Origin of the sequence: Saccharopolyspora gloriosae, assembly GCF_014203325.1 — a bacterium.
GTDB classification, from domain to species: Bacteria; Actinomycetota; Actinomycetes; order Mycobacteriales; family Pseudonocardiaceae; genus Saccharopolyspora_C; species Saccharopolyspora_C gloriosae.
This window is the reverse complement of the sequence record NZ_JACHIV010000001.1, coordinates 6,774,442-6,798,134: the sequence shown is the minus strand read 5'-3', so window position 1 is coordinate 6,798,134 and position 23,693 is coordinate 6,774,442. Positions and strand designations below refer to the sequence as shown.

20 protein-coding genes are annotated in these 23,693 nt (G+C 70.9%); 11 read left to right on the top strand and 9 right to left on the bottom strand.

Annotation, left to right across the window (positions count from 1 at the left end; genetic code table 11):
- Window position 1: 1 nt before the first annotated feature.
- Together BJ969_RS29625 and BJ969_RS29620 are read right to left on the bottom strand one after the other, a co-directional pair.
- The gene (locus BJ969_RS29625; RefSeq protein WP_343071671.1) at window positions 2-2,026 is read right to left on the bottom strand and encodes an acetyl/propionyl/methylcrotonyl-CoA carboxylase subunit alpha; all 2,025 of its coding nucleotides are present in this window, start codon (window positions 2,024-2,026) and stop codon (window positions 2-4) included.
- Between the two features lie 277 nt (window positions 2,027-2,303).
- Complete coding sequence (locus BJ969_RS29620) at window positions 2,304-3,917, bottom strand: carboxyl transferase domain-containing protein (RefSeq protein WP_184484503.1); 1,614 nt, start codon at window positions 3,915-3,917, stop codon at window positions 2,304-2,306.
- Window positions 3,918-4,018: 101 nt separating this feature from the next.
- Between BJ969_RS29620 and BJ969_RS29615 the strand changes: the two genes are divergently transcribed.
- A complete protein-coding gene (locus BJ969_RS29615) occupies window positions 4,019-4,588 on the top strand; it encodes an SACE_7040 family transcriptional regulator (RefSeq protein ID WP_184484501.1) in 570 nt (189 codons plus the stop codon).
- 242 nt (window positions 4,589-4,830) lie between these two features.
- On the opposite strand, the gene BJ969_RS29610 is transcribed toward BJ969_RS29615, so the two are convergent.
- Window positions 4,831-5,628 carry a DUF427 domain-containing protein gene (locus BJ969_RS29610; protein WP_184484499.1) on the bottom strand — a complete coding sequence of 266 codons (798 nt, stop codon included), beginning with the start codon at window positions 5,626-5,628 and terminating at the stop codon, window positions 4,831-4,833.
- Between the two features lie 220 nt (window positions 5,629-5,848).
- On the opposite strand from BJ969_RS29610, the gene ctaD reads away from it, so the two are divergent.
- The 3 genes from ctaD to BJ969_RS29595 all read left to right on the top strand — a co-directional run bounded on the left by ctaD (window position 5,849) and on the right by BJ969_RS29595 (window position 10,390).
- On the top strand, window positions 5,849-7,576 hold the full coding sequence (gene ctaD, locus BJ969_RS29605) for an aa3-type cytochrome oxidase subunit I (protein WP_184484497.1): 1,728 nt from the start codon (window positions 5,849-5,851) through the stop codon (window positions 7,574-7,576).
- Between the two features lie 481 nt (window positions 7,577-8,057).
- Window positions 8,058-9,272 carry an MFS transporter gene (locus BJ969_RS29600; protein WP_184484495.1) on the top strand — a complete coding sequence of 405 codons (1,215 nt, stop codon included), beginning with the start codon at window positions 8,058-8,060 and terminating at the stop codon, window positions 9,270-9,272.
- A gap of 287 nt (window positions 9,273-9,559) precedes the next feature.
- Complete coding sequence (locus BJ969_RS29595) at window positions 9,560-10,390, top strand: aldo/keto reductase (protein ID WP_184484492.1); 831 nt, start codon at window positions 9,560-9,562, stop codon at window positions 10,388-10,390.
- A gap of 91 nt (window positions 10,391-10,481) precedes the next feature.
- Here BJ969_RS29595 and BJ969_RS29590 read toward each other — a convergent pair whose 3' ends face one another.
- Window positions 10,482-11,612 (bottom strand): FAD-dependent monooxygenase, encoded by a 1,131-nt coding sequence (locus tag BJ969_RS29590; RefSeq protein ID WP_246457130.1) that lies wholly within the window; start codon window positions 11,610-11,612, stop codon window positions 10,482-10,484.
- Between the two features lie 184 nt (window positions 11,613-11,796).
- On the opposite strand from BJ969_RS29590, the gene BJ969_RS29585 reads away from it, so the two are divergent.
- Window positions 11,797-12,918, top strand: a complete 1,122-nt coding sequence (locus BJ969_RS29585) for a 5-methyltetrahydropteroyltriglutamate--homocysteine S-methyltransferase (RefSeq protein WP_184484488.1) — start codon at window positions 11,797-11,799, stop codon at window positions 12,916-12,918.
- A 100-nt stretch (window positions 12,919-13,018) separates the two neighbouring features.
- Here the strand turns inward: BJ969_RS29585 and BJ969_RS29580 are convergent, their stop codons facing one another.
- Complete coding sequence (locus tag BJ969_RS29580; protein WP_184484485.1) at window positions 13,019-13,222, bottom strand: hypothetical protein; 204 nt, start codon at window positions 13,220-13,222, stop codon at window positions 13,019-13,021.
- 184 nt (window positions 13,223-13,406) lie between these two features.
- On the opposite strand from BJ969_RS29580, the gene BJ969_RS29575 reads away from it, so the two are divergent.
- Window positions 13,407-14,027, top strand: coding sequence for a YigZ family protein (locus tag BJ969_RS29575; protein WP_184484483.1), 621 nt, complete (start codon window positions 13,407-13,409; stop codon window positions 14,025-14,027).
- A 13-nt stretch (window positions 14,028-14,040) separates the two neighbouring features.
- Here the strand turns inward: BJ969_RS29575 and BJ969_RS29570 are convergent, their stop codons facing one another.
- Window positions 14,041-14,679 (bottom strand): phosphatase PAP2 family protein, encoded by a 639-nt coding sequence (locus tag BJ969_RS29570; RefSeq protein ID WP_184484481.1) that lies wholly within the window; start codon window positions 14,677-14,679, stop codon window positions 14,041-14,043.
- A gap of 81 nt (window positions 14,680-14,760) precedes the next feature.
- Entirely contained in the window at window positions 14,761-15,588 is an 828-nt protein-coding gene (locus tag BJ969_RS29565) for an MmyB family transcriptional regulator (RefSeq protein ID WP_184484479.1), read from the bottom strand.
- A gap of 125 nt (window positions 15,589-15,713) precedes the next feature.
- Between BJ969_RS29565 and BJ969_RS29560 the strand changes: the two genes are divergently transcribed.
- The 5 genes from BJ969_RS29560 (at window position 15,714) to BJ969_RS29540 (ending at window position 19,526) form a co-directional block, all read left to right on the top strand.
- On the top strand, window positions 15,714-16,154 hold the full coding sequence (locus BJ969_RS29560; RefSeq protein ID WP_343071670.1) for a nuclear transport factor 2 family protein: 441 nt from the start codon (window positions 15,714-15,716) through the stop codon (window positions 16,152-16,154).
- Window positions 16,151-16,960 carry a Rossmann-fold NAD(P)-binding domain-containing protein gene (locus tag BJ969_RS29555; RefSeq protein WP_184484477.1) on the top strand — a complete coding sequence of 270 codons (810 nt, stop codon included), beginning with the start codon at window positions 16,151-16,153 and terminating at the stop codon, window positions 16,958-16,960. Before BJ969_RS29560 ends, BJ969_RS29555 begins: the two co-directional genes overlap by 4 nt.
- Before the next feature lie 411 nt (window positions 16,961-17,371).
- On the top strand, window positions 17,372-18,031 hold the full coding sequence (locus BJ969_RS29550) for a Crp/Fnr family transcriptional regulator (protein ID WP_184484475.1): 660 nt from the start codon (window positions 17,372-17,374) through the stop codon (window positions 18,029-18,031).
- Window positions 18,032-18,119: 88 nt separating this feature from the next.
- Complete coding sequence (locus tag BJ969_RS29545; protein ID WP_184484473.1) at window positions 18,120-18,344, top strand: hypothetical protein; 225 nt, start codon at window positions 18,120-18,122, stop codon at window positions 18,342-18,344.
- A gap of 201 nt (window positions 18,345-18,545) precedes the next feature.
- Window positions 18,546-19,526: an esterase/lipase family protein gene (locus tag BJ969_RS29540; RefSeq protein WP_184484471.1), complete on the top strand. Its 981-nt coding sequence runs from the start codon at window positions 18,546-18,548 to the stop codon at window positions 19,524-19,526.
- A gap of 39 nt (window positions 19,527-19,565) precedes the next feature.
- On the opposite strand, the gene BJ969_RS29535 is transcribed toward BJ969_RS29540, so the two are convergent.
- Window positions 19,566-20,204, bottom strand: coding sequence for a GAP family protein (locus tag BJ969_RS29535; RefSeq protein WP_184484469.1), 639 nt, complete (start codon window positions 20,202-20,204; stop codon window positions 19,566-19,568).
- 306 nt (window positions 20,205-20,510) lie between these two features.
- Complete coding sequence (locus BJ969_RS29530; RefSeq protein ID WP_184484467.1) at window positions 20,511-23,669, bottom strand: bifunctional cytochrome P450/NADPH--P450 reductase; 3,159 nt, start codon at window positions 23,667-23,669, stop codon at window positions 20,511-20,513.
- Between the last annotated feature and the right edge of the window lie 24 nt (window positions 23,670-23,693).

Sequence of the window (23,693 nt, the reverse complement as noted above, 5' to 3'; positions counted from 1 at the left end):
GTCAGTGCTCCTCGGGGTGGGAAGGGTGTGCGGTGAGCACGGCGAGCGCTTCGTCGAGCGCCACCGGTGTTCCGGGGCGGGCGGTGACCGAGGTGACGGTCCCGTCCAGCGGGGCGGTGACGGTGTGCTCCATCTTCATCGCCTCCACCACGAACAACGTCTGTCCTCTTCGGACTTCCTGGCCCGCGCTGATCTCGACCGACAGCACGGTGCCCGGCATCGGGCTGGTGATCGCGCCGCCCGATCCGGCGCCGCGCTCGGCTCGTTCGGCGAGCAGCCGGTGTTCGGTGACGGCCCAGGTGCGGCCGTCCGCGGCGAGCCAGGTGGTGTCGCCCTCGCGCGCCCGGCGGTAGCGGCGGACGCGGGAGCGGTAGGTGACGGTGAGCCGGTCGCCGTGCAGCACCGCGCTCGCCGGGCCCGCCTCGCCGTCCAGCGAGACCTCCGCGTCGGCCGCGCGACCGCGCACCCGGACCTCGGCGTCGGCGTAGCGCCACGTGCTCCAGGCGGGTTCGCCGAGCCGCCAGCCGCCGGGCACCTGCCACGGGTCGGCGACGGCGTCGTCGGGTTCGGCGGCGGCGAGGTCGGCGAGCGCCGCGGCGACCAGCACCTCCGGGTGCACCGACTCGGCGGTGAGCTCCGCCAGGTTCCGCTCGACGAGCCCGGTGTCGAGTTCGCCCGCGCGCACCTCGGGGTGACCGAGCAGCGCGCGCAGGAACGCGACGTTCGTGGTCACGCCCAGCACCGCGGTCTCGGCAAGCGCGGCGTCGAGCCTGCGCAGCGCCGCGCCGCGATCGGGCCCCCAGGTGATGACCTTGGCCAGCATCGGGTCGTAGTCCGAACCGACGACGGTGCCCGCCGCGATGCCGGAATCGACCCGCGCACCGGTGGGTTCGTGCACCGCCAGCACCCGCCCGCCGCTGGGCAGGAAACCGCGGGCGGGGTCTTCGGCGTAGACGCGGGCCTCCGCGGCGTGGCCCTCCAGCGACAGGTCCTGCTGCGCGAACGGCAGCCGCTCGCCAGCGGCGATCCGGACCTGCCACTCGACGAGGTCGAAGCCGCGCCGGCCGCCGACGGTGGTGACGAGCTCGGTCACCGGGTGCTCCACCTGCAGCCGGGTGTTCATCTCCATGAAGAAGAAGTCCTCCGGCCGGTCGGCGGAGACGATGAACTCCACGGTGCCCGCCCCGACGTAGCCGACCGAGCGCGCGACGGAGACCGCGGCGGTCCCGATGCGCTGCCGGGTCTGCTCGTCGAGCAGCGGCGACGGCGCCTCTTCGATGATCTTCTGGTGGCGCCGCTGCAGGCTGCACTCGCGTTCGCCGAGGTGCACCACGCCGCCGTGCGCGTCGGCGAGGACCTGCACCTCGATGTGCCGGGGACGGGCGACGAAGCGCTCCACGAACAACGTGTCGTCGCCGAAGGCCGCGCCCGCTTCCCGCCGGGCCGAAGCGATCTGCTCGGGCAGCTTCGCGGGGTCCGAGACGAGCCGCATGCCCTTGCCGCCGCCACCGGCGGACGGCTTCAGCAGCACCGGGAACCCCACGTCGTGCGCGGCGTCGACCAGGTCGGCGTCGGTCATGCCCGGGTCGCTGCGGCCGGGCACGACGGGCACGCCCGCTTCGGTGACGGTGGCCTTGGCGCGGATCTTGTCGCCCATCGCCTCGATCGCCGCGGCCGGTGGCCCGATGAACAGGAGCCCGGCTTCGGCGCAGGCCCGCGCGAACTCGGTGTTCTCGGACAGGAATCCGTAGCCCGGGTGCACGGCCTGCGCACCGGACCGCACCGCCGCGTCGACGACCCGCCGCACGGACAGGTAGCTCTGCGCCGCACTGCTCGGTCCGATGTGGACGGAGGTGTCGGCTTCGGCGACGTGCCGAGCGTCGCGATCGGCGTCGCTGTGCACCGCGATGGCCCGAATGCCCAGCGCACGCAGGGTGCGGATCACCCGGACCGCGATCTCCCCGCGGTTGGCCACCAGCACCGCGTCGATCCGGCCACCCTCAGCCGGCACCGCCTCGCTCGCCACCGCACTCACCTCATTCCGTTGCCGCGCACGAACAATCCCGTTCACCGAACACCTCGCACCGAGGACCAGCTTCGCGATCTCTTGATCTATGTCTTGTCAGCGGCGGAGCCGCTGAGCAGCGACCACGCACGCAGATCGACCACCCGCGGGTTCTCAGCGGTTTCCTCGCGAGGACGGCTTTTTCCCTCGTGGCGGAGCCACTCGGGAAAAAGATCCCGCAGCGAGGAAACCGCTGAGGTTCCGCCACCCGACCCGCTACGAAGACCATCCTGACGACTCACATCCGGAAGACGCCGTAGCCGACCGGGTCCAGTGGCGCGTTCGCCGCGACCGACAGCGCCAGCCCCAGCACGGACCTGGTCTGCTTCGGGTCGATGACGCCGTCGTCCCACAACCGCGCCGTCGAGTAGTACGGGTGCCCCTGCTGCTCGTACTGCTCGCGGATGGGGTTCTTGAACTCGTCCTCGGCCTCGTCGGACCAGTGCTCGCCGCGCGCGTCGAACTGGTCGCGGCGCACGGTGGCCAGCACCGACGCGGCCTGCTCGCCGCCCATCACGGAGACCCGCGCGTTGGGCCACATCCACAGGAACCGCGGCGAGTACGCCCGTCCGCACATCGAGTAGTTGCCCGCGCCGAAGGAGCCGCCGATGACCACGGTGAACTTCGGCACCCGCGCGCAGGCCACGGCGGTGACCATCTTCGCGCCGTGCTTGGCGATGCCGCCCGCCTCGTACTCCTGGCCGACCATGAACCCGGAGATGTTCTGCAGGAACACCAGCGGGATCGAGCGCTTGTCGCAGAGCTCGATGAAGTGCGCGCCCTTGAGCGCGGACTCGCCGAACAGGATGCCGTTGTTGGCGACGATGCCCACGGGATGTCCGTGCAGCCGGGCGAAGCCGGTGACGAGCGTGGTGCCGTAGTCGCGCTTGAACTCCTGGAACCGGCTGCCGTCGACGATGCGGGCGATGACCTCGTGCACGTCGTAGGGGGTGCGGCTGTCGGTGGGCACGACGGCGTAGAGGTCGTCCGGCAACACGGCGGGCTCTTCCGGCGCGACGACCTCCCACGGCCGCGGCGCGCGCGGACCGAGGGTGCTGACGATGGAGCGCACGATGCGCAGCGCGTCCGCGTCGTCCTCCGCTAGGTGGTCGGTGACGCCGGAGGTCCGCGAGTGCAGGTCGCCGCCGCCGAGCTCTTCGGCGGTGACCTCGGCACCGGTCGCGGCCTTCACCAGCGGCGGGCCGCCGAGGAAGATCGTGCCCTGCTCGCGCACGATCACCGCTTCGTCGCTCATCGCGGGCACGTAGGCGCCGCCGGCGGTGCAGGAGCCGAGCACGGCGGCGATCTGCGGGATGCCGCGCGCGGACATGGTGGCCTGGTTGTAGAAGATCCGCCCGAAGTGCTCGCGGTCCGGGAACACCTCGTCCTGCCTGGGCAGGAACGCGCCGCCGGAGTCCACCAGGTACAGGCAGGGCAGGTTGTTGTGCAGCGCGACCTCTTGGGCGCGCAGGTGCTTCTTGACCGTCATCGGGTAGTAGGTGCCGCCCTTGACGGTGGCGTCGTTGGCGACGATCACGCATTCGCGCCCGGAGACGCGGCCGATGCCGGTGATGATCCCGGCCGACGGCGCGTCGCCGTCGTAGAGCTCGTGCGCGGCCAGCGGGGACAGCTCCAGGAACGGCGAGCCCCGGTCCAGCACCGCGTCCACCCGGTCGCGGGGCAGCAGCTTGCCGCGTTCGACGTGGCGCAGGCGGGACTTCTCCGGTCCGCCGAGCCTGGCCGTCGCGAGCCGGGCGTTGAGGTCGTCGACCAGGGCCGCGTGTTCGGCGGCGAACCGGGCGGGCCGTTCGGCCTCCGCATCGATCGTGCTGGTCAGGACGGGCGCATCCACCGACGTTCCTCCCGCTCAGGCTGGATCCGGTCAAGTTAGTCATCGTTAACCGCCGCCCAGATGTTAACGATGACTAACCTCGGCGTCTAGTATCGGCGCCGATGAGCGAGCCGGCCACCTCCCGACCGAGCCGCCGCGAGCAGATCCTCGACGCTGCGGCGGAGCTGTTCGCGCGCTACGGGTTCCACGGCGTCGGCATCGACGACATCGGCCGGGCCGTCGGCATCTCCGGGCCCGCGCTGTACCGGCACTTCCGCGGCAAGGACGCGATGCTCGCCGAGATGCTCACCGGCATCAGCGACCGGCTGCTCGACGCGGGGCGCAGCCGGGCCAGCTCCACCGCCGAACCGCTGCGCACGCTGGACGAACTGGTGCGCAGGCACGTCGAGTTCGCCCTCACCAACCCGGCGCTGATCAGCGTGCACCTGCGCGACCTGGACAGCCTCGCCGCGAACGAGCGGCACCGGGTCCGGGAAGCCCAGCGCGGCTACGTGGAGGTGTGGGTGGAGGTGCTGCGCCTGGCGCGGCCCGAGCTCGACCAGCCCACCGCGCGCGCCACCGTGCACGCGGTGCTCGGCCTGATCAACTCGACGCCCTACAGCGCGCACCTCGACACCGCGGCCATGACCGCCCTGCTGCACCGCATGGCCATGTCCGCACTGACGGGCTGACGTTCTCGAAGTGGCGGCGAGGTGGCGACCGTTTGTCTTTGATCTTCGTCTTGTCAGCGGCGAAGCCGCTGAGCAGTGACCAGCTTGAGCAAAACGACCACCGGCGGGTTCTCAGCGGCCTTCTCGCGAGGACAGCGATTTCGCTGTGTAGGGAGCTACATGAGAAATCGATCCCGCAGCGAGAAGGCCGCTGAGGTTCCGCCACCCGACCCGCTACTCAAGCCAAGACCAACGGCAAGCGGTCAGAGCGGTTCGCCGTCGATCTCGGTGGTGAGGTCATCGCTTAGGAAGCAGAGCCGGTCGGCGATGGCGAGCGCGCCGTCGAAGGGTTCCGGGTACGACCACGCCGCGTCCGGCAGGCGCCGCTCGCCCACCCGCAGCGACGCGTACGAGGCGGTGCCCTTGTACGGGCAGACGGTGTGCGTCGCGCTCGGTTCCAGCAGCTCGGTGCGCACGTCCTCGCGCGGCAGGTAGTAGCGGTTCGGCAGTCCCGTTTCGGACAGCAGCTTCGCGCGCCTGCTCTCAGCGACCACCACGTCCCCGGCCAGCACCCGCACGTGCCTGCCGGTGCTGCGGACGTCGAACCGGTGGTACGGGTCGCGGATGTGGCCGAAGACCTCTTCGTCCTCGTCGAACCAGGCGTCCATCGAGCCCCAGTAGAGGGCGACGAGGCCCTCCAGCCACGGCGCGGACTCCGTAGGCCGCGGGTAGTGCCAGACCGCGTTCTCCGCGATCCGGTCGCCCGCCCGCACCGAGTGGTACGCCGCGTCGCCCTTGAACGGGCAGTGCGTGCTGTGCGAGGTCGGCTGCAGCAGGTCCGTCCGCACGTCCTCGGTGGGCACGTAGAGCTGCGGCAGCAGGTTGCTCTCGTGCAGCAGCCGCGCGCGGTCGCTGTCGAGCACCACCTCACCGCCGAACAGCGCCCGGACCCGGCGCGGGAAGTCGTGCAGGAACAACCGGTGCGGGGGTCCGTCGATCCGGTAGTTGACCGCCTCCGGCGGGCGAGTCGTGAGCGGTCCGCCGCCCAGGGTCAGTGCCATCTGGATCCCTCCGAGTCCTGCCGCCGCACCCGGTGGCGCGACGGCTCGGTACGAGCCGAGCAGACCGAGCGCTCCGGCTCAAGGACCGGTCGTCCCGAGTTCGCCCGCGGACCGGATTGCCGACCCTCCGGACCGGGTCAAGACTGACGGACGAGACCGCGTTCGCGCAGCTCAGCAGCGACCCGACCGATCAGCGGAGCCCACGCCCAGAGGAGCACGCATGGCCACCGTGCACGAACGGCCGTCCCCGGTCCCGACCCGCGCGCACAGCGGCGAGCGCCCGGCGAAGGGGTCCCGGTTCCTCGGGATGCTGCGCACCACCGACCCGAAGGAGATCGGCAAGCTCTACCTGGCGACGGCGTTCGGCTTCTTCATCGTCGGCGGGGCGATGGCGCTGCTCATCCGCGGCGAACTGGCCCAGCCGGGGCTCCAGTTCCTGTCCCAGGAGCAGTACAACCAGCTGTTCACGATGCACGGCACGATCATGCTGCTGCTGTTCGCGACGCCGATCGTGTTCGGCTTCGCGAACATCATCCTGCCGCTGCAGATCGGCGCTCCCGACGTGGCGTTCCCACGGCTCAACGCGTTCTCGTACTGGTTGTTCCTGTTCGGCGGGCTGACCGTGGTGAGCGGGCTGGTGATGCCGGGCGGCGCCGCGGACTTCGGCTGGACCGCGTACGCGCCGCTGTCGCGCTCGATCTACAGCGGCGGCTTCGGCGGCGACCTGTGGATCACGGGGCTGCTGGTCAGCGGGTTGGGCACCATCCTCGGCGGGGTCAACATGATCACGACGACGGTGTGCATGCGCGCTCCGGGCATGACGATGTGGCGGATGCCGATCTTCACCTGGAACATCCTGGTGACCAGCGTCCTGATCCTGATGGCGTTCCCGATCCTGACCGCGGCGCTGTTCGGCCTGCTGGCGGACCGGCACCTCGGGGCGCACGTGTTCGACCCGGCCACCGGCGGGGCGATCGCCTACCAGCACCTGTTCTGGTTCTTCGGGCATCCGGAGGTCTACATCGTGGCGCTGCCGTTCTTCGGCATCGTCACCGAGATCTTCCCCGTGTTCAGCCGCAAACCCCTGTTCGGCTACACCGGCCTGGTGTACGCGACGCTGCTCATCGGGATGCTGTCGGTGGTGGTGTGGGCGCACCACATGTTCGCGACGGGCGCGGTGCTGCTGCCGTTCTTCTCGTTCACGACGTTCCTGATCGCGGTGCCGACGGGCGTGAAGTTCTTCAACTGGATCGGCACGATGTGGCGCGGGCAGCTCACGTTCGAGACGCCCATGCTGTTCTCCGTCGGGTTCCTGGCGACGTTCCTGCTGGGCGGGCTCACGGGCGTGCTGCTGGCCGCGCCGCCGCTGGACTTCCACGTGCACGACACGTACTTCGTGGTGGCGCACTTCCACTACGTGCTGTTCGGGACGATCGTGTTCGCGGTGTTCGCCGGGATGTACTTCTGGTTCCCGAAGATGACCGGCCGGATGATGGACGAACGCCTCGGCAAGATCCACTTCTGGCTCACGTTCATCGGTTTCCACACGACGTTCCTGGTGCAGCACTGGCTGGGCGGGGCCGGGATGCCGCGGCGCTACGCGGACTACCTGTCCACGGACGGCTTCACCGGCATGAACGTCGCTTCGACCGTGGGCGCGTTCATCCTGGGCGCTTCGATGCTGCCGTTCCTGTGGAACGTGTTCGCCAGCCACCGGTTCGGGACGAAGGCCGACGTGGACGATCCGTGGGGGCACGGGAACTCGCTGGAGTGGGCGACGTCCTGCCCGCCGCCGCGGCACAACTTCACGGAGCTGCCGCGCATCCGGTCGGTGCGGCCCGCGTTCGAGCTGCACTACCCGCACATGCGGCGCCGGATGGAGGTGGAGGCGCACGTGGTCGGACGGCATTCCGCTTCCGAAGGGGCGGAATCCCGCGAACGCGGATGATCTCCGGGAAACGATTCCCGCGCGTGCGCGGCGCATTCGAAGATCAACTCGCTGCTTCCCTGGATCGACCATTTCCCGCGATCGGATTCAGATAGTCCACAAAGGACAACCGAGCGAATTGGGCATACTGCACAACGTGGCACGCCCGGCGGACTGACCTCGCACAAATCGTTTCAAACAGGGGTCGGAACCGTAACGGCCGCTCCACTGTGGCCGATGCCTCCCATGGCGCGTTCGCACTGAACCGAACGAGTGGAAACCGGCCCGCGCGGCAGTGGTCCGCTTCATAGTCCCGCTGGGAACACCATCGGCGGGCACTAGTGTTGAACGTGCCCGGGGAGCCGCCAGCGACAGCCGGTCTTCCTGAGAGAGCTCCGAGCACCGACGACCGCCACAGCAGCGGGGATCACGCGCGCCCTCAGCCGGAAGGCGGGTTCGGGGCACTGACCCGGTCCGGCACTTTCGCATTCAGGAGACCTCCTTGCCCATTGCCCTGTTGGCACTGGCCATCGCAGCTTTCGGCATTGGAACCACCGAGTTCGTCATGATGGGGCTGCTGCCCGAAGTGGCCTCGAACCTGCACGTGTCGCTGTCCGACGCCAGCGGCTACATCTCGCTGTACGCGCTGGGCGTCGTCGTCGGCGCGCCGCTGCTCACCGCGGGCGGCATGCGCGTCCGGCGCAAGACGATGCTGATCAGCATGATGGCCCTGTTCGTCGTCGGGAACCTGGCCTCCGCGTTCGCCCCCACCCACGAGACGCTGCTGGCCGCCCGGTTCATCGCCGGACTGCCGCACGGCACCTTCTTCGGCGTCGGCGCGGTCGTCGCCGCCGGGCTGGTCGCGCGGGACAAGCGCGCCCAGGCCATCTCGATGATGTTCATCGGCCTCACCGTCGCCAACATCGTCGGCGTCCCGCTGGGCACCCTGCTCGGGCAGTCCTTCGGATGGCGCTTCACCTTCGGCGTGGTCGCGGCCATCGGCGTGATCGCCCTGATCGCCGTCGCCGCCCTGGTGCCGCAGCAGCCCAAGCCGACCGACGTGAGCCTGCGCGGCGAGCTCGTCGCCTTCAAGCGCCCGCAGGTGTGGCTCGCGTTCGCCGTCGTCGTGTTCGGCTTCGCCGCCACGTTCTCCTTCTACAGCTACATCAAGCCGCTGCTCACCGACGTCACCGGCTTCACGCCCACGATGGCCACGGCGCTGCTGGCGCTGTTCGGCCTGGGCATGACCGCCGGGACCGTCATCGGCGGGCGGCTCGCGGACCGGGCACCGATGCGGACGCTGTACGTCTTCCTCTCGCTGCTGGCCGTGTCGCTGCTGGCCTTCCTGGTCACCTCGCAGAGCATGGTGCTGACCGCGATCAACGTGTTCGTAGTCGGGCTGGCGGGCTTCGCCGCGATCCCCAGCATCCAGGCGCGGATTCTGGACGAGGCCAAGGAAGCCCCCGCGCTGGGCTCGGCGAGCATCCAGTCCACGTTCAACATCGCCAACTCGCTCGGCGCCTACCTCGGCGGCCTGGTCATCGCGGGCGGGTTCGGCTTGACCGCGCCCAGCTGGGTCGGCGCGATCCTCGCCGTGGTCGGACTCGGCTTCGCGCTGCTGTCCGGCTGGCTGGACCGGACGCCGCGCTCCGGCGAGGTCGTCGCCTCGCACCGCTGCGAGACCGAGCAGGCGGAGGCGGCCGCCCCCGCGCACTGAGAACCCTCGGACTGCACGGGGCCGGTCACTCACCGCGGTGACCGGCCCCGTGCACGTCTGCGCTGCTCCCGGTGGCGGGACGAAGGTCCTGAACCTCGACCGGCGCCGTGCGCGGGAACGTCCGGGCACTGGTTCGCCGGATAGCTTCGGGTCGGGGTGCGTGCTGTGATGGAGGACGCCTCGAACCGGGAATCCGCGGCCGGGCGGGCGGGTTGCACCGAGTGGTGATCCGCGGGCGAGGTCGCGGGTGCCCCGGCAACGTTCGACCCATTGGGAGGAACGAGTAGATGACCCAGGTTCCGAACCTCACGCTCAACAGCGGAGCGTCGATCCCGCAGCTCGGCTTCGGCGTCTTCCAGGTGCCGCCGGAAGAAGTGATCGAGCCGGTGGCCACGGCGATCGAGGCCGGGTACCGCAGCATCGACACCGCTGCTGCCTACGGCAACGAGGAAGGCGTCGGCAAGGCGATCGCCGAATCGGGTGTGCGGCGTGAGGACCTGTTCGTCACCACCAAGCTGTGGAACGACCAGCAGGGCTACGACAGCACCCTGAAGGCGTTCGACGACAGCATCGGCAAGCTCGGCTTGGACTACGTCGACCTGTACTTGATCCACTGGCCCGCCGCCGGGCAGGACAAGTACGTCGACACGTGGAAGGCGTTCGAGAAGCTGCGCGCCGACGGCCGCGCGAAGTCCATCGGCGTCTCGAACTTCCAGATCCCGCACCTGCGCCGGTTGTTCGAGGAGACCGACGTGGTGCCCGCCCTGAACCAGATCGAGCTGCACCCGAACCTCCAGCAGGGCGACCTGCGCGCGTTCCACCGCGAGCACGGCATCCTCACCGAGGCGTGGAGTCCGATCGGCCAGGGCAAGGGCCTGCTGGAGGACCCGACGCTGGGTTCGCTGGCGGAGAAGTACGGCAAGAGCCCCGCGCAGATCGTGCTGCGCTGGCACATCCAGCTCGGCAACGTGGTGATCCCGAAGTCGGCGACGCCGTCGCGCATCCGGCAGAACATCCAGGTGTTCGACTTCGAGCTCGCCGACGACGACCTCGCGGTCATCGCGGGCCTGGACACCGGAACCCGCGTCGGCCCGGACCCGGACGTCCTCGGCGCCTGATCCCGCATCGGCCCGAAAGCCCGCTCGACGAGGTGTCGGGCGGGCTTTCGCACGTCCGGAGGCGGGTCCGCCGCCGCTCAGCGGGCGACGATCAGGCGGGAACGGGCCGCAGGACGGTGCTGCCGGAGCGCAGCGAGGCGACCTGGCTGCGGGTGGCGATCCACTTCGGGAGCCTGCCGACGCGCTGCAGCGGGGTGCTGCGCTGCGCGGAGGTGAACGCGGCGGTGCGCGAGACCTTGAGCACCCGGGAGCGCCGCTCCTGCTCGTAGGCCCGCAGCGCCTCTTCCGGCGCCCCCGTGACGTCGGCGAGCCGGTGCGAGAGCAGCCAGGCGTCCTCCAGCGTCTGGTTCGCGGCCTGCGCCACCGCGGGCGGCATCGCGTGCACCGCGTCGCCGAGCAGCGTGCTGCGTGCCCCGCCCCAGACGCGGGGCACGACGTGGCGGATGTGCGGGAAGAAACCGAGGTCGTCCGGCCCCACTTCGGCGAGCAGCGGGCGCACCGGGTCCGCCCAGCCGGCGAACATGCGGCGCAGGTCCCGCAGCGACATCGGGGTGTCGCCTTCCCGCCACGGCAGGTCGAACCACCAGTGCAGCAGCCCGTTGCCGGCGGGGATGAACCCGCAGTGCGCCACGCGGCCGGCGATGTTCACGGTCTGGTGCCCGTGCGCCACGGGCAGGTCGCTGCGGGTGAGGCCTTGCCAGCTGGCCCAGCCGGTCAGCCGCGCGGGGCTGCCGCCGAGCACTTCGCGGCGCACCGCGGACCGCTGCCCGTCTGCGCCGATCAGCACGTCGCCTTCGGCGCTGGTGCCGTCGGCGAAGTCCACGATGACCCGGTCGGAGGTCTCGGTGACGGCGATGCAGCGGCGGCCGAAGTGCAGCACGTGCGCGGGCAGCGCCGCCGCGATCTTGCCGGTGAGCAGGCGGCGCGGGGTTTCGATGGTGGGCGAGCCGAGGCGTTCGGTGACGTCGGCCAGGTCTGCTTCCCACAGCAGCCGACCGGTGTCGGTGATGGACTTCAAGGAGTGCAGCGGGCGCCCGACGTCTTCGAGGGTGACGCCGAGCTGGCCGAGCGCGGCGGTTCCGTTGCTCCACACGGTCACCGCAGCGCCGCCGTCGCGCAGCGCGTCCGCGTGTTCGAAGACCGCAACGTCGTGACCGGCGTCGATGAGACCTTTGGCCACCGCGAGGCCACCGATCCCGGCTCCGATGACGAGAACGCGCATCGTATCCATCCGTCCTGCGAAGCTGGCTGGCTCGCCGATTTTACCCAAGCGTCCGGCGGATCCGAGTTGTCGCTCCTCACATACAGTGATGAACATCTCTCGAATGGAGTAATGCGCGAGGGTAATCCACTGGGCGACAGCGGGGTGCGGTCACCCGCTCCGCGGGGAAGTAGGTTGCCGGGGCATGAGTCCTCGCGTAGCCCCACCGTTCCGCGCCGACCACGTCGGCAGCCTCCTCCGCCCCCCGCACCTGCTGGCGGCCCGCGACGAGTTCACCGCCGGACGCATCGATGCCGCCGAGCTGGAGCGGATCGAGGACGAGGCGATCACCGACGTCGTGGCCATGCAGGAGGAGATCGGTCTCTCCAGCGCCACCGACGGCGAATTCCGCCGCGCCTCCTGGCACATGGACTTCCTGTACCAGTTGCGCGGCATCAACCGGGTCGAGGACTCCTCGCTGACCGTGCGGTTCCACAACGCCGACGGGGACGTCGAGTTCGCCACCCCCGAGATGCGGATCGACGCGAAGCTCGGCCTCGATCACACGATCTTCGAGAGCGCGTTCAAGGCGCTCGCCGACCGCGCCCGGACCGCGACGCCGAAGCTGACCATCCCGTCGCCGGGCATGGTGCTCTACCGCGGGGGCCGCGCCTCGATCGACCCGGAGGTGTACCCGGACCTCGCCGAGTTCCGCGCCGACCTCGCCGCCGCCTACCGCGCCGAGGTGCACGCGCTGGCCGGGCTGGGCTGCCACTACCTGCAGCTCGACGACACCGGCCTCGCCTACTTGAACGACCCGAGGCAGCGCGAGCAGCTCGCCGCGCGCGGCGACGACGCCGAGCACGAGCACCTGCGCACCATCGAGCTGATCAACGCCTCGATCCGGGACCGGCCCGCGTCGATGGCCGTGACCACGCACCTGTGCCGGGGGAACTACCGCTCGTCGTGGGTGGCCGAGGGCGGCTACGACTTCGTCGCCGAAGCCCTGTTCAACGAGCTCGACGTGGACGGATTCTTCCTGGAGTTCGACGACGCCCGCTCCGGCGGGTTCGCGCCGCTGCGCTTCCTGCCGAAGGGCAAGCACGTCGTGCTCGGACTGGTCACCACCAAGAGCGGCGAGCTGGAGTCCGTCGACGACCTCAAGCGGCGCGTCGAGGAGGCGTCCCGCTACGTCGACCCGGACCAGCTGTGCCTGTCGCCGCAGTGCGGCTTCGCCTCCACCCAGGAGGGCAACGCCCTGAGCTACGAGCAGGAAGTGGCGAAGCTGAGCCTGGTCGTGCGCGCGGCGGAGGAGATCTGGGGGTGAAGCCGGGGCGCCCGGCTCGTGGCTCGCCGGAACCGACGAGCGGGAGGCGGGAGCGGGGAGGTTCCGCCGCCGGCCGCCGCGGCGGGCCGGCGTTCGGAGGTCAGGCGGCCGCTTCCTCCAGGAAGCGACCCGCTACCAGGCCTGGCTCCTCGCTGCCGTCGAACCGGACCCACAGCACTGGGCCGTCGAAGACCTCGGGAAGCCCCGATGCCGTCTCCACCACCGTGCCGACCTGATCGCGGAACCGGCCGAACGAGGCACGCACCCGCGTGCCAGGCTCCAGCGGACTCGATGACTGCTCCATGAGGGAGGACGTTACGTGTCGTGGTGGCGGAACGGAAAACCGCGTCCGAGTGACGTGCACGTGAATACCGTGACCTGCGGTATCGACCTCTCTCACCGGCCCGGATCACGCGAATCGAGCTTGTTCAGGTGATCGACGTCACCATAACCGCAGGTAGAAGCGTTGCGAATGGGAAGGGGCGCGGGTGCGCGCAATCCGGCGATCAGGCGAATTCGAGCTGGAGATCAAGCGGTCCCGGTTCCTCTGCGCGCTGTCCCGAGCCGAGTCGGAGGAGCAGGCGCGGGAGTTCATCGCGCAGCGGCGCAAGCTGCACCACGACGCGCGGCACCACTGCTCGGCCTACGTGCTGGGCGCGGACGGCCGGACCCAGCGCTCCAGCGACGACGGCGAGCCGGGCGGCACGGCCGGGGTGCCGATGCTGGAAGTGCTGCGGCACAACGAGATCACGCACGTGGTCGCCGTGGTGTCGCGGTACTTCGGCGGCACGCTGCTCGGCGCGGGCGGCCTGGTGCGCGCCTACGGCGGGGCCGTCTCGGCGGCGCTGGAGCACGTGGCGCTCGCCGAGCTGCGCCCGATGCGGCTGATGTCGACCGCCGTGGACTACCTGGTGGCGGGCAAGCTGGAGAACGACCTGCGGTCGCAGGGATTCCTGGTGTCCGATGTGGACTACTCGGAGCACGTCAGGTTCGTGGTCCAGGTCCCGGAGCCGGAGCTCGACGCCTTCGACGTGTGGCTCGCCGAAGCCACCGGCGGCGCGGCGGAGGCCGTGCGCGGTGAGCTCGTCCACGCGGAGGTCCCGCTCTGACGCGCGGACGGCCTCACATGACCGCGAGGTAGCCGACGGCGCCCGCCGCGACGCCGATGACGGCGCCGACCGCCACCTGCGCGGGAGTGTGGTCGCCGAGCCGGACCCGCGACCAGCCCACCGCCGCCGTCAGCACCCACAGCAGCAGCAACCACGGCGAGAACACCACGGCCAGGATCGCCGTCGCGCCCGCCGCCACGGCCGCGTGCACCGAGACCTTCCACCACACCGTGATCAGGCCGACGACCAGCAGCGCCGACAGCATCGCCACGTCCAGCGCCACCATCAGCCGCGGCGCGCCCGCGAGCACCAGCACGGCCAGGCCGAGCGAGCTGAGCACGATCAGCAGCACGAACGGCACCAGCCTGCCCTCCCGATCGCGCACGTGGTGGCCGTCCCACCAGCCCAGCCGGGAACCGGCGACGATCCCCGCCATCGGCAGCACGCTGCTGGTGAACGCGACGAACACGCCCCACCCGAGCGCGGGTCCCGGCGAGTGCGTGGCGCGCCAGGCCACGGCGATCGGCAGCAGCAGGACGATCACCGCGGGGGAGAACACCTCGGTGAGCACCCGCGCGAGGACGTCACCGGGCCGCCGCGCTTCGCCTTCGAGCCCGGTGCTCTCGCCCGGCCCCACATCGATGTCGGCCATCCGCCCTCCCCGTTCCCGCCCGAACCCCCATGATCACCCACGAACCGGCGCGGCGAGGGGGACGCGCGCGGAAACGATCGATCACGGCACGGCGCGCAGCCGCGGCCCGGGTCGGAGGGCATCGAGCTTCGCGGCCGACGCCGACCCCGGTTCGGCGGTCAGCAGCACCACCCGGTGGTCGTGGCCGGGCACGCGCAGTTCCTGGATCTCCAGCTCGACCAGGCCGAGCCGGGGGTGCCGGAGGCGCTTGGGCACGGCCTCGCCGACGCCCAGCTCCTGGTCCCGCCAGTGCGCGGCGAACTCCGGGCTGTGCGCGGCGAAGTCCCGCACCAGCTCGCCGAGCCGCCGGTCCGCGGGGTAGCGCGCGGACGCCTGCCGCAGCTCGGAGGCAGCCTGCCGGGTGAAGCCGTCCCCGGACGGTTCGCAGCGCAGCGGCCCGCCGCGCATCGCCAGCCGCAGGATGTTGCGCTCCGGCGCGGGCAGCGCGGCGAAGTCCACCAGCAGCGCGGCGGCCGCCGGGTTCCACGCGAGCACGTCGTGGCGCGCGTTGAGCACGTAGGCGGGCACCGTCCCCAGCCGGTCCAGCAACCGCAGCACGGCAGGCGGCGGCTCCTCCGGCGGACCGGAGTGCGCCGGGGCGTGCTCGGCGAGCGTGGCCAGGTGCTCCCGTTCGGTCGCGGACAGGCCCAGCGCGACGACCAGCGCATCCAGCACCTGCGGTGAGGGGTGCGGGCCGCGGGCCTGCTCCAGCCGCTCGTAGTAGTTCACCGACACCCCGGCCAGCACCGCGACCTCCTCGCGCCGCAGACCGGGGGTGCGCCTGCGCGGGCCCGCGGGCAGGCCGGCCGCCGCGGGCGTGCGCGCTTCGCGCCTGGTGCGCAGGAAGTCGCCGAGGTCCCGTTTGCTCACCGAGCCAGCCTGGCACGGACTCCGGCCGCCATCCACGGACCGCCGGTCCGGGGCTGAACCGGACGTTCCCGCGCCGCGCCGCAGCGCCGAACGTGGACCTCGACACCGACGCGGAGGAGCGACCCGTGACGACCCCGACCACACCGGCCGACGTGATCGACCGGTTCACCGCACTGCTGCTGGCCAAGGACATGGCCGGCGCGATCGAGCTGTTCGCGCCGGACATCGTGTTCGAAGCGCCGTTCGCCGCCGGCACGCCCGCCCGCGTCGACGGGCGCGACGGGATGCGCGAATACCTCGACGGCTACCCGGACCGCGTGGACATCACCGGTTTCCCCGCCTACGAGCTGCACGAGACGACCGATCCCGAGAAGGTGATCGCCGAGTTCACCGCGCACGGCCGCACCGTGCGCACCGGCGAGCCGTACGTCATGCACTACATCGCGGTGCTGACGGTGCGGGACGGGCTGATCACCCACTACCGGGACTACTGGAGCCCGGTGCTGGCGGCGCAGGCCGCCGGGGAACTGCCCGCGCTGATCGAATCGCTGGAGGCGCGGGCATGACGGTGCTGCTGATCGGCGGAACCGGCAAGACCGGCCGCCCGCTGTCCCGGCTGCTGCCGGCGGCCAGGGTCGCCTCCCGCAACCCCGGCCCCGGCCGGGTCCGGTTCGACTGGAACGACCCCACCACCTTCCGGCCGGCGCTCGCGGGCGTCCGCGCCGCATACCTGGTGCCGCCGCTGGCCGAGCTCGAACCGATGCGGCTCGTGGCGCCGTTCCTGGCGGAGGCGACCGCCGCCGGGGTGCGCCGGGTGGTGCTGCTGGGTTCGCTCATCGTGCTGCCCGGCGCGCCGGGCGTGGACGAGCTCGTGCGGGAGGTTCGCCGGATGCCGGAGTCGGCGGTGCTGCGTCCGTCGGGCTTCATGCAGAACGTGCTCGGCGGCCATCCGCTGGGCGATGGGCTGCGCGAGCACGACGAGCTCGTCAGCGCGGCGGGCGACGGCAGGCTCGGCTGGATCGACGCCGATGACATCGCCGCGGTCGCCGCCCGGTTGCTCACCGGCCCCGCTCCGGAGGGCGAGCACCTGCTCACCGGACCGGAGTCGCTGTCGTACCCGGAGGTCGCCGAGGTGCTCAGCGAGGTCACCGGTCGCCGGATCCGGCATCGCGCGGTGAGCGTCGCCGAGCGCACCGAAATATTCCGCGCGACGGGGATGCCGGATGCGTTCGCGGCGGCGTTGGGAGCGGTAGACGCCGGTATTCGCGACGGCGCGGAGGACTGCACCACCACGACAGCGGCGGAGATCCTGGGACGGCCGCCGCGCTCGTTCCGCGAATTCGCCCGCGCCCATCTGGCGGAGTTGGCATAACCCGATCAACGGACGGCGGTCACCGGCGGTGGCCGCCGTCCGGATCGCCTTTCGAAGGAGTTTCAGGCGAGCGGATCTGCCTCGAATGCTCCACGATCCGCACAATCGTTAGTCCGAACGAGTGAGTTGCTACCGGAATGGCCCGATCCGGCGACCGGATTAGTGAAGATCTCCGCTGAATCGAATAACCCGCGAGGGGGACCCGATGTTTCCACCGCCGCTCGCCGGGTGTGATCACCCGGTCAGCGGTGACTGGTTTCGCCCGGCCGGTTCCAGAATGAACGGCGACCGGCTACTGCGGGCGCACCGCGATTCGGCTGAATTCGAGTTCGGCCGAACGCCACCTCGCGCTTCGGGAGGAGAGGAGCGGTCATCACTGATCCACCTCAGGCGCAGTGGCCGGAGTTCAGCTTGCTCGCCCGGCTGCGCCGCGAAACCCAGCGGACGTTGCTCGACCTCGGCCCCGAAGTGATCTTCGAAGCGGGCCACACGATTCTGCGCCAGGGCGACGACAGTTCGCACGTGGTGCTGCTGCTCAGCGGCTCGGCGAAGGTGCAGGCGCTGTCGGAATCGGGCGGCCCGACGCTGCTCGGCATCCGCTTCGGCGGTGACCTGGTGGGCGAGATGGCCGCGCTGGAGCGGCGAGCCCGGTCGGCCACGGTCACCGCGGGGGCGCACACCAGGGCGCGGCTGATCAAATCGAGCGATTTCCGCCGCTTCCTGAGCGAGCACGCGGACGCGGCGGTCGCGATGGTCCTCATGGTCAACGCCCGGTTGCGCTGGGCGAACCGCCGCCGGATCGACAACGCGAACCTCTCGGCGACCAAGCGGGTGCCGCGCGTGCTGCTGGAGGTCGTGGACACCTACGGCGAGCAGGACTCCGACGGCAACTGGCGGATCGGGCCCCCGCTCAACCACGAGGAGCTGGCGACGCTGGCCGGGGTCCGGCTGCGCACGGTGGAGAAGGCGCTGCGCGACCTGCACGAACAGGACGTGCTGCAGCGCGGTTACCGCAGCATCATCGTGACGGATTTACCGCGGCTCCGAGAAATCTCAGATTATTCCGACTAAACCCGCAACCGTGCGTTTTCCTCTCGCCGATCCCACGGCATTGTCGTCCGCAGCGAACACTCGCATCCAGCACCAGAAGGACCGGGCAATGCCTTCCGACCATCGCGTTCCGACGACCGCGCGACGCGCCGAGAGGACCGCCGCGGTGGACGCCGCAGGACTGCGCACCGCGCTGATTCCGCGGCGGGGAGCTCGGCGCTTCGGGCGCATCCGGATGTTCGACGAGTTCCGCGGATATCCGGCAATACCATCCATCTCGGAAACGGCGGAGTATTCCGGCACCGACCGCTCCTCCGCCCGCCACCGCACCTGACGGGATCCGACCGAAGACGTCACCGCGCGACGGGGCCGCGGTGACCCGCGCGTTGCCCGAGTCGCATCGGGGTCGACTCGGGCAACGCGCCCTCCCGGATACGAACATGTGAATAGGATCACACGACCACTTCTTCGTTGAGCGCGCAAGAGTTGAACTCCCTGATCTGTGCGACGAAGCTCAGAAGAGGTGGTGGGTTCAATGGCGAACCTGACTCGTGACCGCTCCGCGCGAACCGCTCGGAGAAGACGACGACTCGGTGTCGTGCTGGCCGCCGCGGCGGTGAGCGCGACCTTCCCGGCGAGCGCGGCGGCCGACGACGCGCTCCCGGTGATCAACTCAGGTGCGGCGGCCTTCGCCCACGCAGCGGCCCACCCCGACACGGCCCCAGCGGGCGCCAACGACGACTCCTGCACGCCCTCGCCGGAACACCCGCGGCCCGTGGTCCTGGTGCACGGAACCGTCGAGAACATGACCTTCAACTGGTATTCGCTGTCGCCGCGCCTGGTCAACGAGGGCTACTGCGTGTTCGCGTTCAACTACGGCCAGGACAGCGGGCTCGGCGTCGGAGCTCCCGGCACCTTCCCCGCGGGCGGCACCGCCGCGATCCCCGACTCCGCCGTCGAACTCGCCGAGTTCGTCGACGAGGTCCGCGACACCACCGGCAGCGAGAAGGTCGACATCGTGGGGCACTCCCAAGGCGGCATGCTGCCCCGCTACTACCTCGGCGAACTCGGCGGCGCGGACGCGGTCGAGCACCTCGTGGGCCTGTCCCCGTCCAACCACGGCACCGACGTGCTCGGGCTCTCGAAGCTGCCCGGAGTTCCCGAACTGCTGCAGGCGGGCCTGGGCGACTCGGTGCGCGACCAGCTGGCGGACTCCGAGTTCATGGCCGAGCTCAACGCAGGCGACGACACCGTGCCCGGCGTCGACTACACCGTCATCCAGACCAAGTACGACGAAGTCGTCACCCCGCACACCTCGGCCTTCCTGGACGGCCCGCAGGTGACCAACGTCCTGCTGCAGGACGGCTGCGAGATCAACCTCACCGACCACATCGGCATCGCGTTCGACCGCCGCGCCGAGCAGTACGTGCTCAACGCCCTCGACCCGGACAACGCCGTCGAACCCCCGTGCGTCCCCAGCCCGCCCTTCAACGGCGCGAGCACGGAAGCCCGCTGAGGCACGACGTGCCGAGGGCCCGGCCTGGACCTCGGCACGTCAGCCGCCGGTGGCGATCAGGGCTATGAAGAACAGGCAGACGATGATGTTGACCAGCCAGCTGTGGGTGTTCATCCAATCTCGCAGCTTCGGCATCGCCGTCACCGCGCGCCGGTGGAACAGGAGGTAGAGCAGCAGCGGGAGGGCCGCGATCAACGCGGTGGCCGCGATGAACGGGATCGCGCCGGCCAGGCCGGCGCCGTGGTGCTGGAGGTTCACGCCGACCGTCAGCATGATCACGAGGTCGGACGGCATCGCCAGCACCACCAGCAGCCCCGTCTTGAGCGCGGTGCCCGGACCGGCCGCGAGCAAGGTGCCCAGCCACTTCGGCGGCTCGGCCGTCCTGCGCCGCAGGTAGTTGCGCAGCGCCGCCAGCGCCAGCAGGGCCATCAGCGCGATCTGGATGCCTTCGCCCAGCGCGCCCGCCGCGTGCGATTCGCCGTCGACCGGGATCGCGCCGCCCAGCAACGCCGCCAGCCCGCGGGCCACGAGCACGCCGAACGTCGTCGCCACCAGCACGCCGAGCACGAACGCCACCGAGACCCGCACCGGGCGCGCGGTCGTCACGAACACGATCGCCGACATGATCTGCGGCCCGGCCAGCATCGTGATGGCCAACGGCAGGATCTGCAGGCCCACGACTCACCTCCGCCCCCGGACGGGCACCGCACGGTGACCACGGTGCCCCCGCCGGGAAGCGCCGTCCCAGGGGCCAAAGCCCCGCACCGGCTCAGAGGTCCTTGCAGAATGATCTTTCGGTCGTCGTCTTGTCAGCGGCGGAGCCGCTGAGCAGTGACCGGCTTGAGCACAACGACCACCGGCGGGTTCTCAGCGGCTTCCTCATGAGGACAACGATTTCGCCGTGTAGGGGCGCCTACATCAGAAATCGATCCCGGAGCGAGCAAGCCGCTGAGGTTCCGCTGCAGGTCACTCCGAACGGACTCCTCAAGCGAAGACGTCGGCGACGTAGCGGGCGTGGTCGCGCTCCATCTCGATCATCCACTGCTCGGCCTGCTCCGCGGTGGCGCCGGTGGCCTCCTCGTAGATGCGGGCGCAGGTCCGGTGCACGGCCGGAGCCATCCGCTGCCCGTCGCCGCACACGAACACCGTCGCCCCGCGCTCGACCAGGTCGATCACGTCGGCGCGGTCGGCCCAGAGCCGGTCCTGCACGTAGCGGACGCCGTCGACCGGTTCCGCGGAGTACGCGGGCCGCACGTCGACCACGCCGTCCGCCGCCCACGCGGCGAGCTCCTCGCGGTACAGGTGGTCGGATTCCGGTCCGTGGCAACCGAAGAACAGCAGCGCGGGCGCCGGAGTCACGCCCTGCTCCCGCGCGGCGAGCGCGCGGTCCTGCAGGAAACCGCGGAACGGGGCGATGCCGCTGCCCGCGCAGGCCAGCACCAGCGGCGTCTCCAGCGACTCCGGCGGGTGGAACGCCACGTTCGACGGCCGCACCGTCACCGCGACCTTCGTGCCCGGCCGGGCCTGCGCGAGGTGGTTCGACGCGGCGCCCTCGTAGGTCCCGCTGCCGGAGCGCGCGGGCTCGTTGAGCACGGCCACGGTGAGCGTGGCGTGCGCCGGGTTCCACCGGGGCGAGCTGGAGATGGAGTACTGCCGCGGCGTCAACGGGCTCAGCAGCCGCAGGAATCCGCCGAAGGTGAGCGCGCAGGACGGGAAGCGCTCCAGCAGGTCGAGCAGGGTCACCCGCGGCCGCAGGACCTGCTCGGCGTGCGCGTCGGCGTCCCGGCTCAGCGCGTGCAGCGCGCGCACGTCCGGCGGGCAGGCGGCGGCGTCGGCGAGCAGCTCGATCTGCCTGCGCGTCGCGGGCTGGGCGAGTTCGACGTAGCTGCCGAGCAGTTCTCCGGCGGCGACGTGGGATCCGGTCGGCAGGAAGGTCCGCTCGCCGCGCAGCACCACCTGGTCGTCGTGGGCGAGGCCGAACCGGCTCAGCGCCCGCGCCACCACGGCGGGCGGGTTGAGCGGCAGCACCGCGAGGTAGTCCCCGGCGCGGTAGCGCACGCCTTCCGGCAGCGCGATCTCCAGGTGCCGCTTGGACCCGGCGGCGAGGTCGGTGAGCTCCCGGTTCTCGACGACGGTGCCCCACTGCAGGTCGTTGGCCCGCACGATCGGGTCGCGGGTGGTTCCGGCGAACTCCACCGACAGCTGCCCGGCGGTCTCCGGGGCGGTGTCGGCCAACCCGAACTCGGCGGCGACCGGGCCCCAGAATCCGGAGTACCAGTCGTCGAACTGCCCGAAGAAGTCGCCGCGCGCGTCGGCCCGGCCGCGCTCCACGAGCCGTTTCGCCCCGGCCCGCGCGAGCTGTTCGTCCACTTCGGACGGAACTGCTTGGTAGGTGCGGGCCCAGTCGGTGTTGCCGCAGCCGAACACCACGTACCGCACCCCGTCCAGCGCCCCGTCGGGCTGTTCCCGCAGCCAGCGCACGAACTCCCGCGCGTTGTCCGGCGGCTGCCCCTCGTAGGAAGCGGTGACGATGACGACGACCCCGTCGCCCGCGAGGTCGCCGACGGCGTCGTCGAGCGGTTCGAGGCTGCCCGTGCAGCCGCGCGCGGTGGCGTCGTTGGCGATGCGCTGCGCGAACGCCTGCGCGGTGCCCGCGTTCGAGCCGTAGAGCACCCGCACCGGCACGCCGTTCGGCTCGGCCCGCACGGCGGCGGGAGTGGCCCGCTCGGCGGGTTCCGCGGAGCTGATCCGCACGTCGCGCCGACGGGCGTGCAGGTACAGGCCCTCCGGTTTGATCGTCAACGTCTGCTTGATCTTGAGCTGGTAGTCCGGGTCGGCCGCGGAGATGTCGAAGCGCTGCAGCAGCATCGCGAGGAACAACGTGGCCTCCTGCAACGCGAATCCGCGCCCGATGCAGGAGCGCTGCCCGTTGCCGAACGGCTTCCACGCGTTCGGCGGCAGCATTTCCGCGCGCTCGAAGGAGAACCGCTCCGGGTCGAAGGTCTCCGCGTCCGCGCCCCACACCGCCGGGTCCCGGTGCAGGCCGGGCGCCACGACCAGCAGCGTGTCGTCCCGGTCCAGCTCGTAGCGCCCGCCGAGCACGGTGCCGTCGGCGCGCGGGGTGACGGCGAACGCGGGCGCCGTCGGCCACAGCCGCAGCGACTCCTTGAAGATCTGGTCGAGGTAGCCGAGCCCGCTCAGGTGCTCGAACCGCGGCGCCTCGGTGCCCAGCACCCGGTCCACTTCGGCCTGCGCCTTCGCCAGCACGTCCGGGTTCCGCAGCAGTTCGTGCAAGGTGAACGTGAGCAGCCCGCTGGTGGTCTCGTGCCCGGCGATGAGGAAGGTGACCAGCTGGTAGCGCACGTTCTCATCGGGCAGCCGCGCCCCGGTCTTCGGGTCGGTCGCGGTGAGCATCGTGTCCAGGATGTCGTGCCGCCCCTCGGGCAGTGGGTGCTCCCGGCGGTCGGCGATGAGCTGGTCGGCGACCCGGTGCATCAGCTCCTTGTCCGCCGCGTACTGCTTGCGGGTGCCGCGCATCAGGAGTTCCTGCCCCGGCAGCCGACCGGCGCGCGCACCGGACTCGACCAGCGCCCGCACCATCGACTCGACGAACGGGTTCATCCGCTCCGCGTAGAAGCTGTTGAAGCGGTGGCTGAACGAGCACAGCGCGATCGTGTCCAGGGTGAGCCGCGTCGTGTCGTCGGCGACGTCGATGCGGTGCTCCGGCCCGCGCCGCTCCCACATCAGCAGCAGCTGCTCGGCGATGTCGGCCATGCCGTCGAACATGTCGCGCAACGACGCCGGCCCGAACGCGGGCATCAGGATCCGGTGCGCCGCCTGCCAATTCGGCTCGTCGGTCCACGCGGTGAACAGCCCGTCGCCGGCGAAGTCCCGGACGTTGCGCAGCGGCGCGTTGAGCTCCTTGTCGAACCGCTCCTCGTCGCAGAGCTCGTCGACCAGTTCCTGCGACTGCACGACGACCAGCTTCCGGTTCAGCAGCTGCAACCGGAAGATCGGACCGTACTGCTCGGCCAGCTCCACGAAGCGGAAGACGCCCTTGTCCGCGTCGAGCTCCGGGAGGTTGCCGACGATCGGCTTCGGCTTCGGTTGCGGGATCGCCACAAGTTCCTGGGGCGTGGTCATCTCAACCCTCCAGTGGGGATCGGG

Bases quoted from the DNA above. Each gene is read 5' to 3' on its own strand.
- BJ969_RS29530 (WP_184484467.1), bottom strand. From the start codon at position 23,669: ATGACCACGCCCCAGGAACTTGTGGCGATCCCGCAACCGAAGCCGAAG.
- BJ969_RS29585 (WP_184484488.1), top strand. From the start codon at position 11,797: ATGAGTCCTCGCGTAGCCCCACCGTTCCGCGCCGACCACGTCGGCAGC.
- BJ969_RS29615 (WP_184484501.1), top strand. From the start codon at position 4,019: ATGAGCGAGCCGGCCACCTCCCGACCGAGCCGCCGCGAGCAGATCCTC.
- BJ969_RS29580 (WP_184484485.1), bottom strand. From the start codon at position 13,222: ATGGAGCAGTCATCGAGTCCGCTGGAGCCTGGCACGCGGGTGCGTGCC.
- ctaD (WP_184484497.1), top strand. From the start codon at position 5,849: ATGGCCACCGTGCACGAACGGCCGTCCCCGGTCCCGACCCGCGCGCAC.
- BJ969_RS29595 (WP_184484492.1), top strand. From the start codon at position 9,560: ATGACCCAGGTTCCGAACCTCACGCTCAACAGCGGAGCGTCGATCCCG.
- BJ969_RS29570 (WP_184484481.1), bottom strand. From the start codon at position 14,679: ATGGCCGACATCGATGTGGGGCCGGGCGAGAGCACCGGGCTCGAAGGC.
- BJ969_RS29555 (WP_184484477.1), top strand. From the start codon at position 16,151: ATGACGGTGCTGCTGATCGGCGGAACCGGCAAGACCGGCCGCCCGCTG.
- BJ969_RS29590 (WP_246457130.1), bottom strand. From the start codon at position 11,612: ATGCGCGTTCTCGTCATCGGAGCCGGGATCGGTGGCCTCGCGGTGGCC.
- BJ969_RS29540 (WP_184484471.1), top strand. From the start codon at position 18,546: ATGGCGAACCTGACTCGTGACCGCTCCGCGCGAACCGCTCGGAGAAGA.
- BJ969_RS29545 (WP_184484473.1), top strand. From the start codon at position 18,120: ATGCCTTCCGACCATCGCGTTCCGACGACCGCGCGACGCGCCGAGAGG.
- BJ969_RS29610 (WP_184484499.1), bottom strand. From the start codon at position 5,628: ATGGCACTGACCCTGGGCGGCGGACCGCTCACGACTCGCCCGCCGGAG.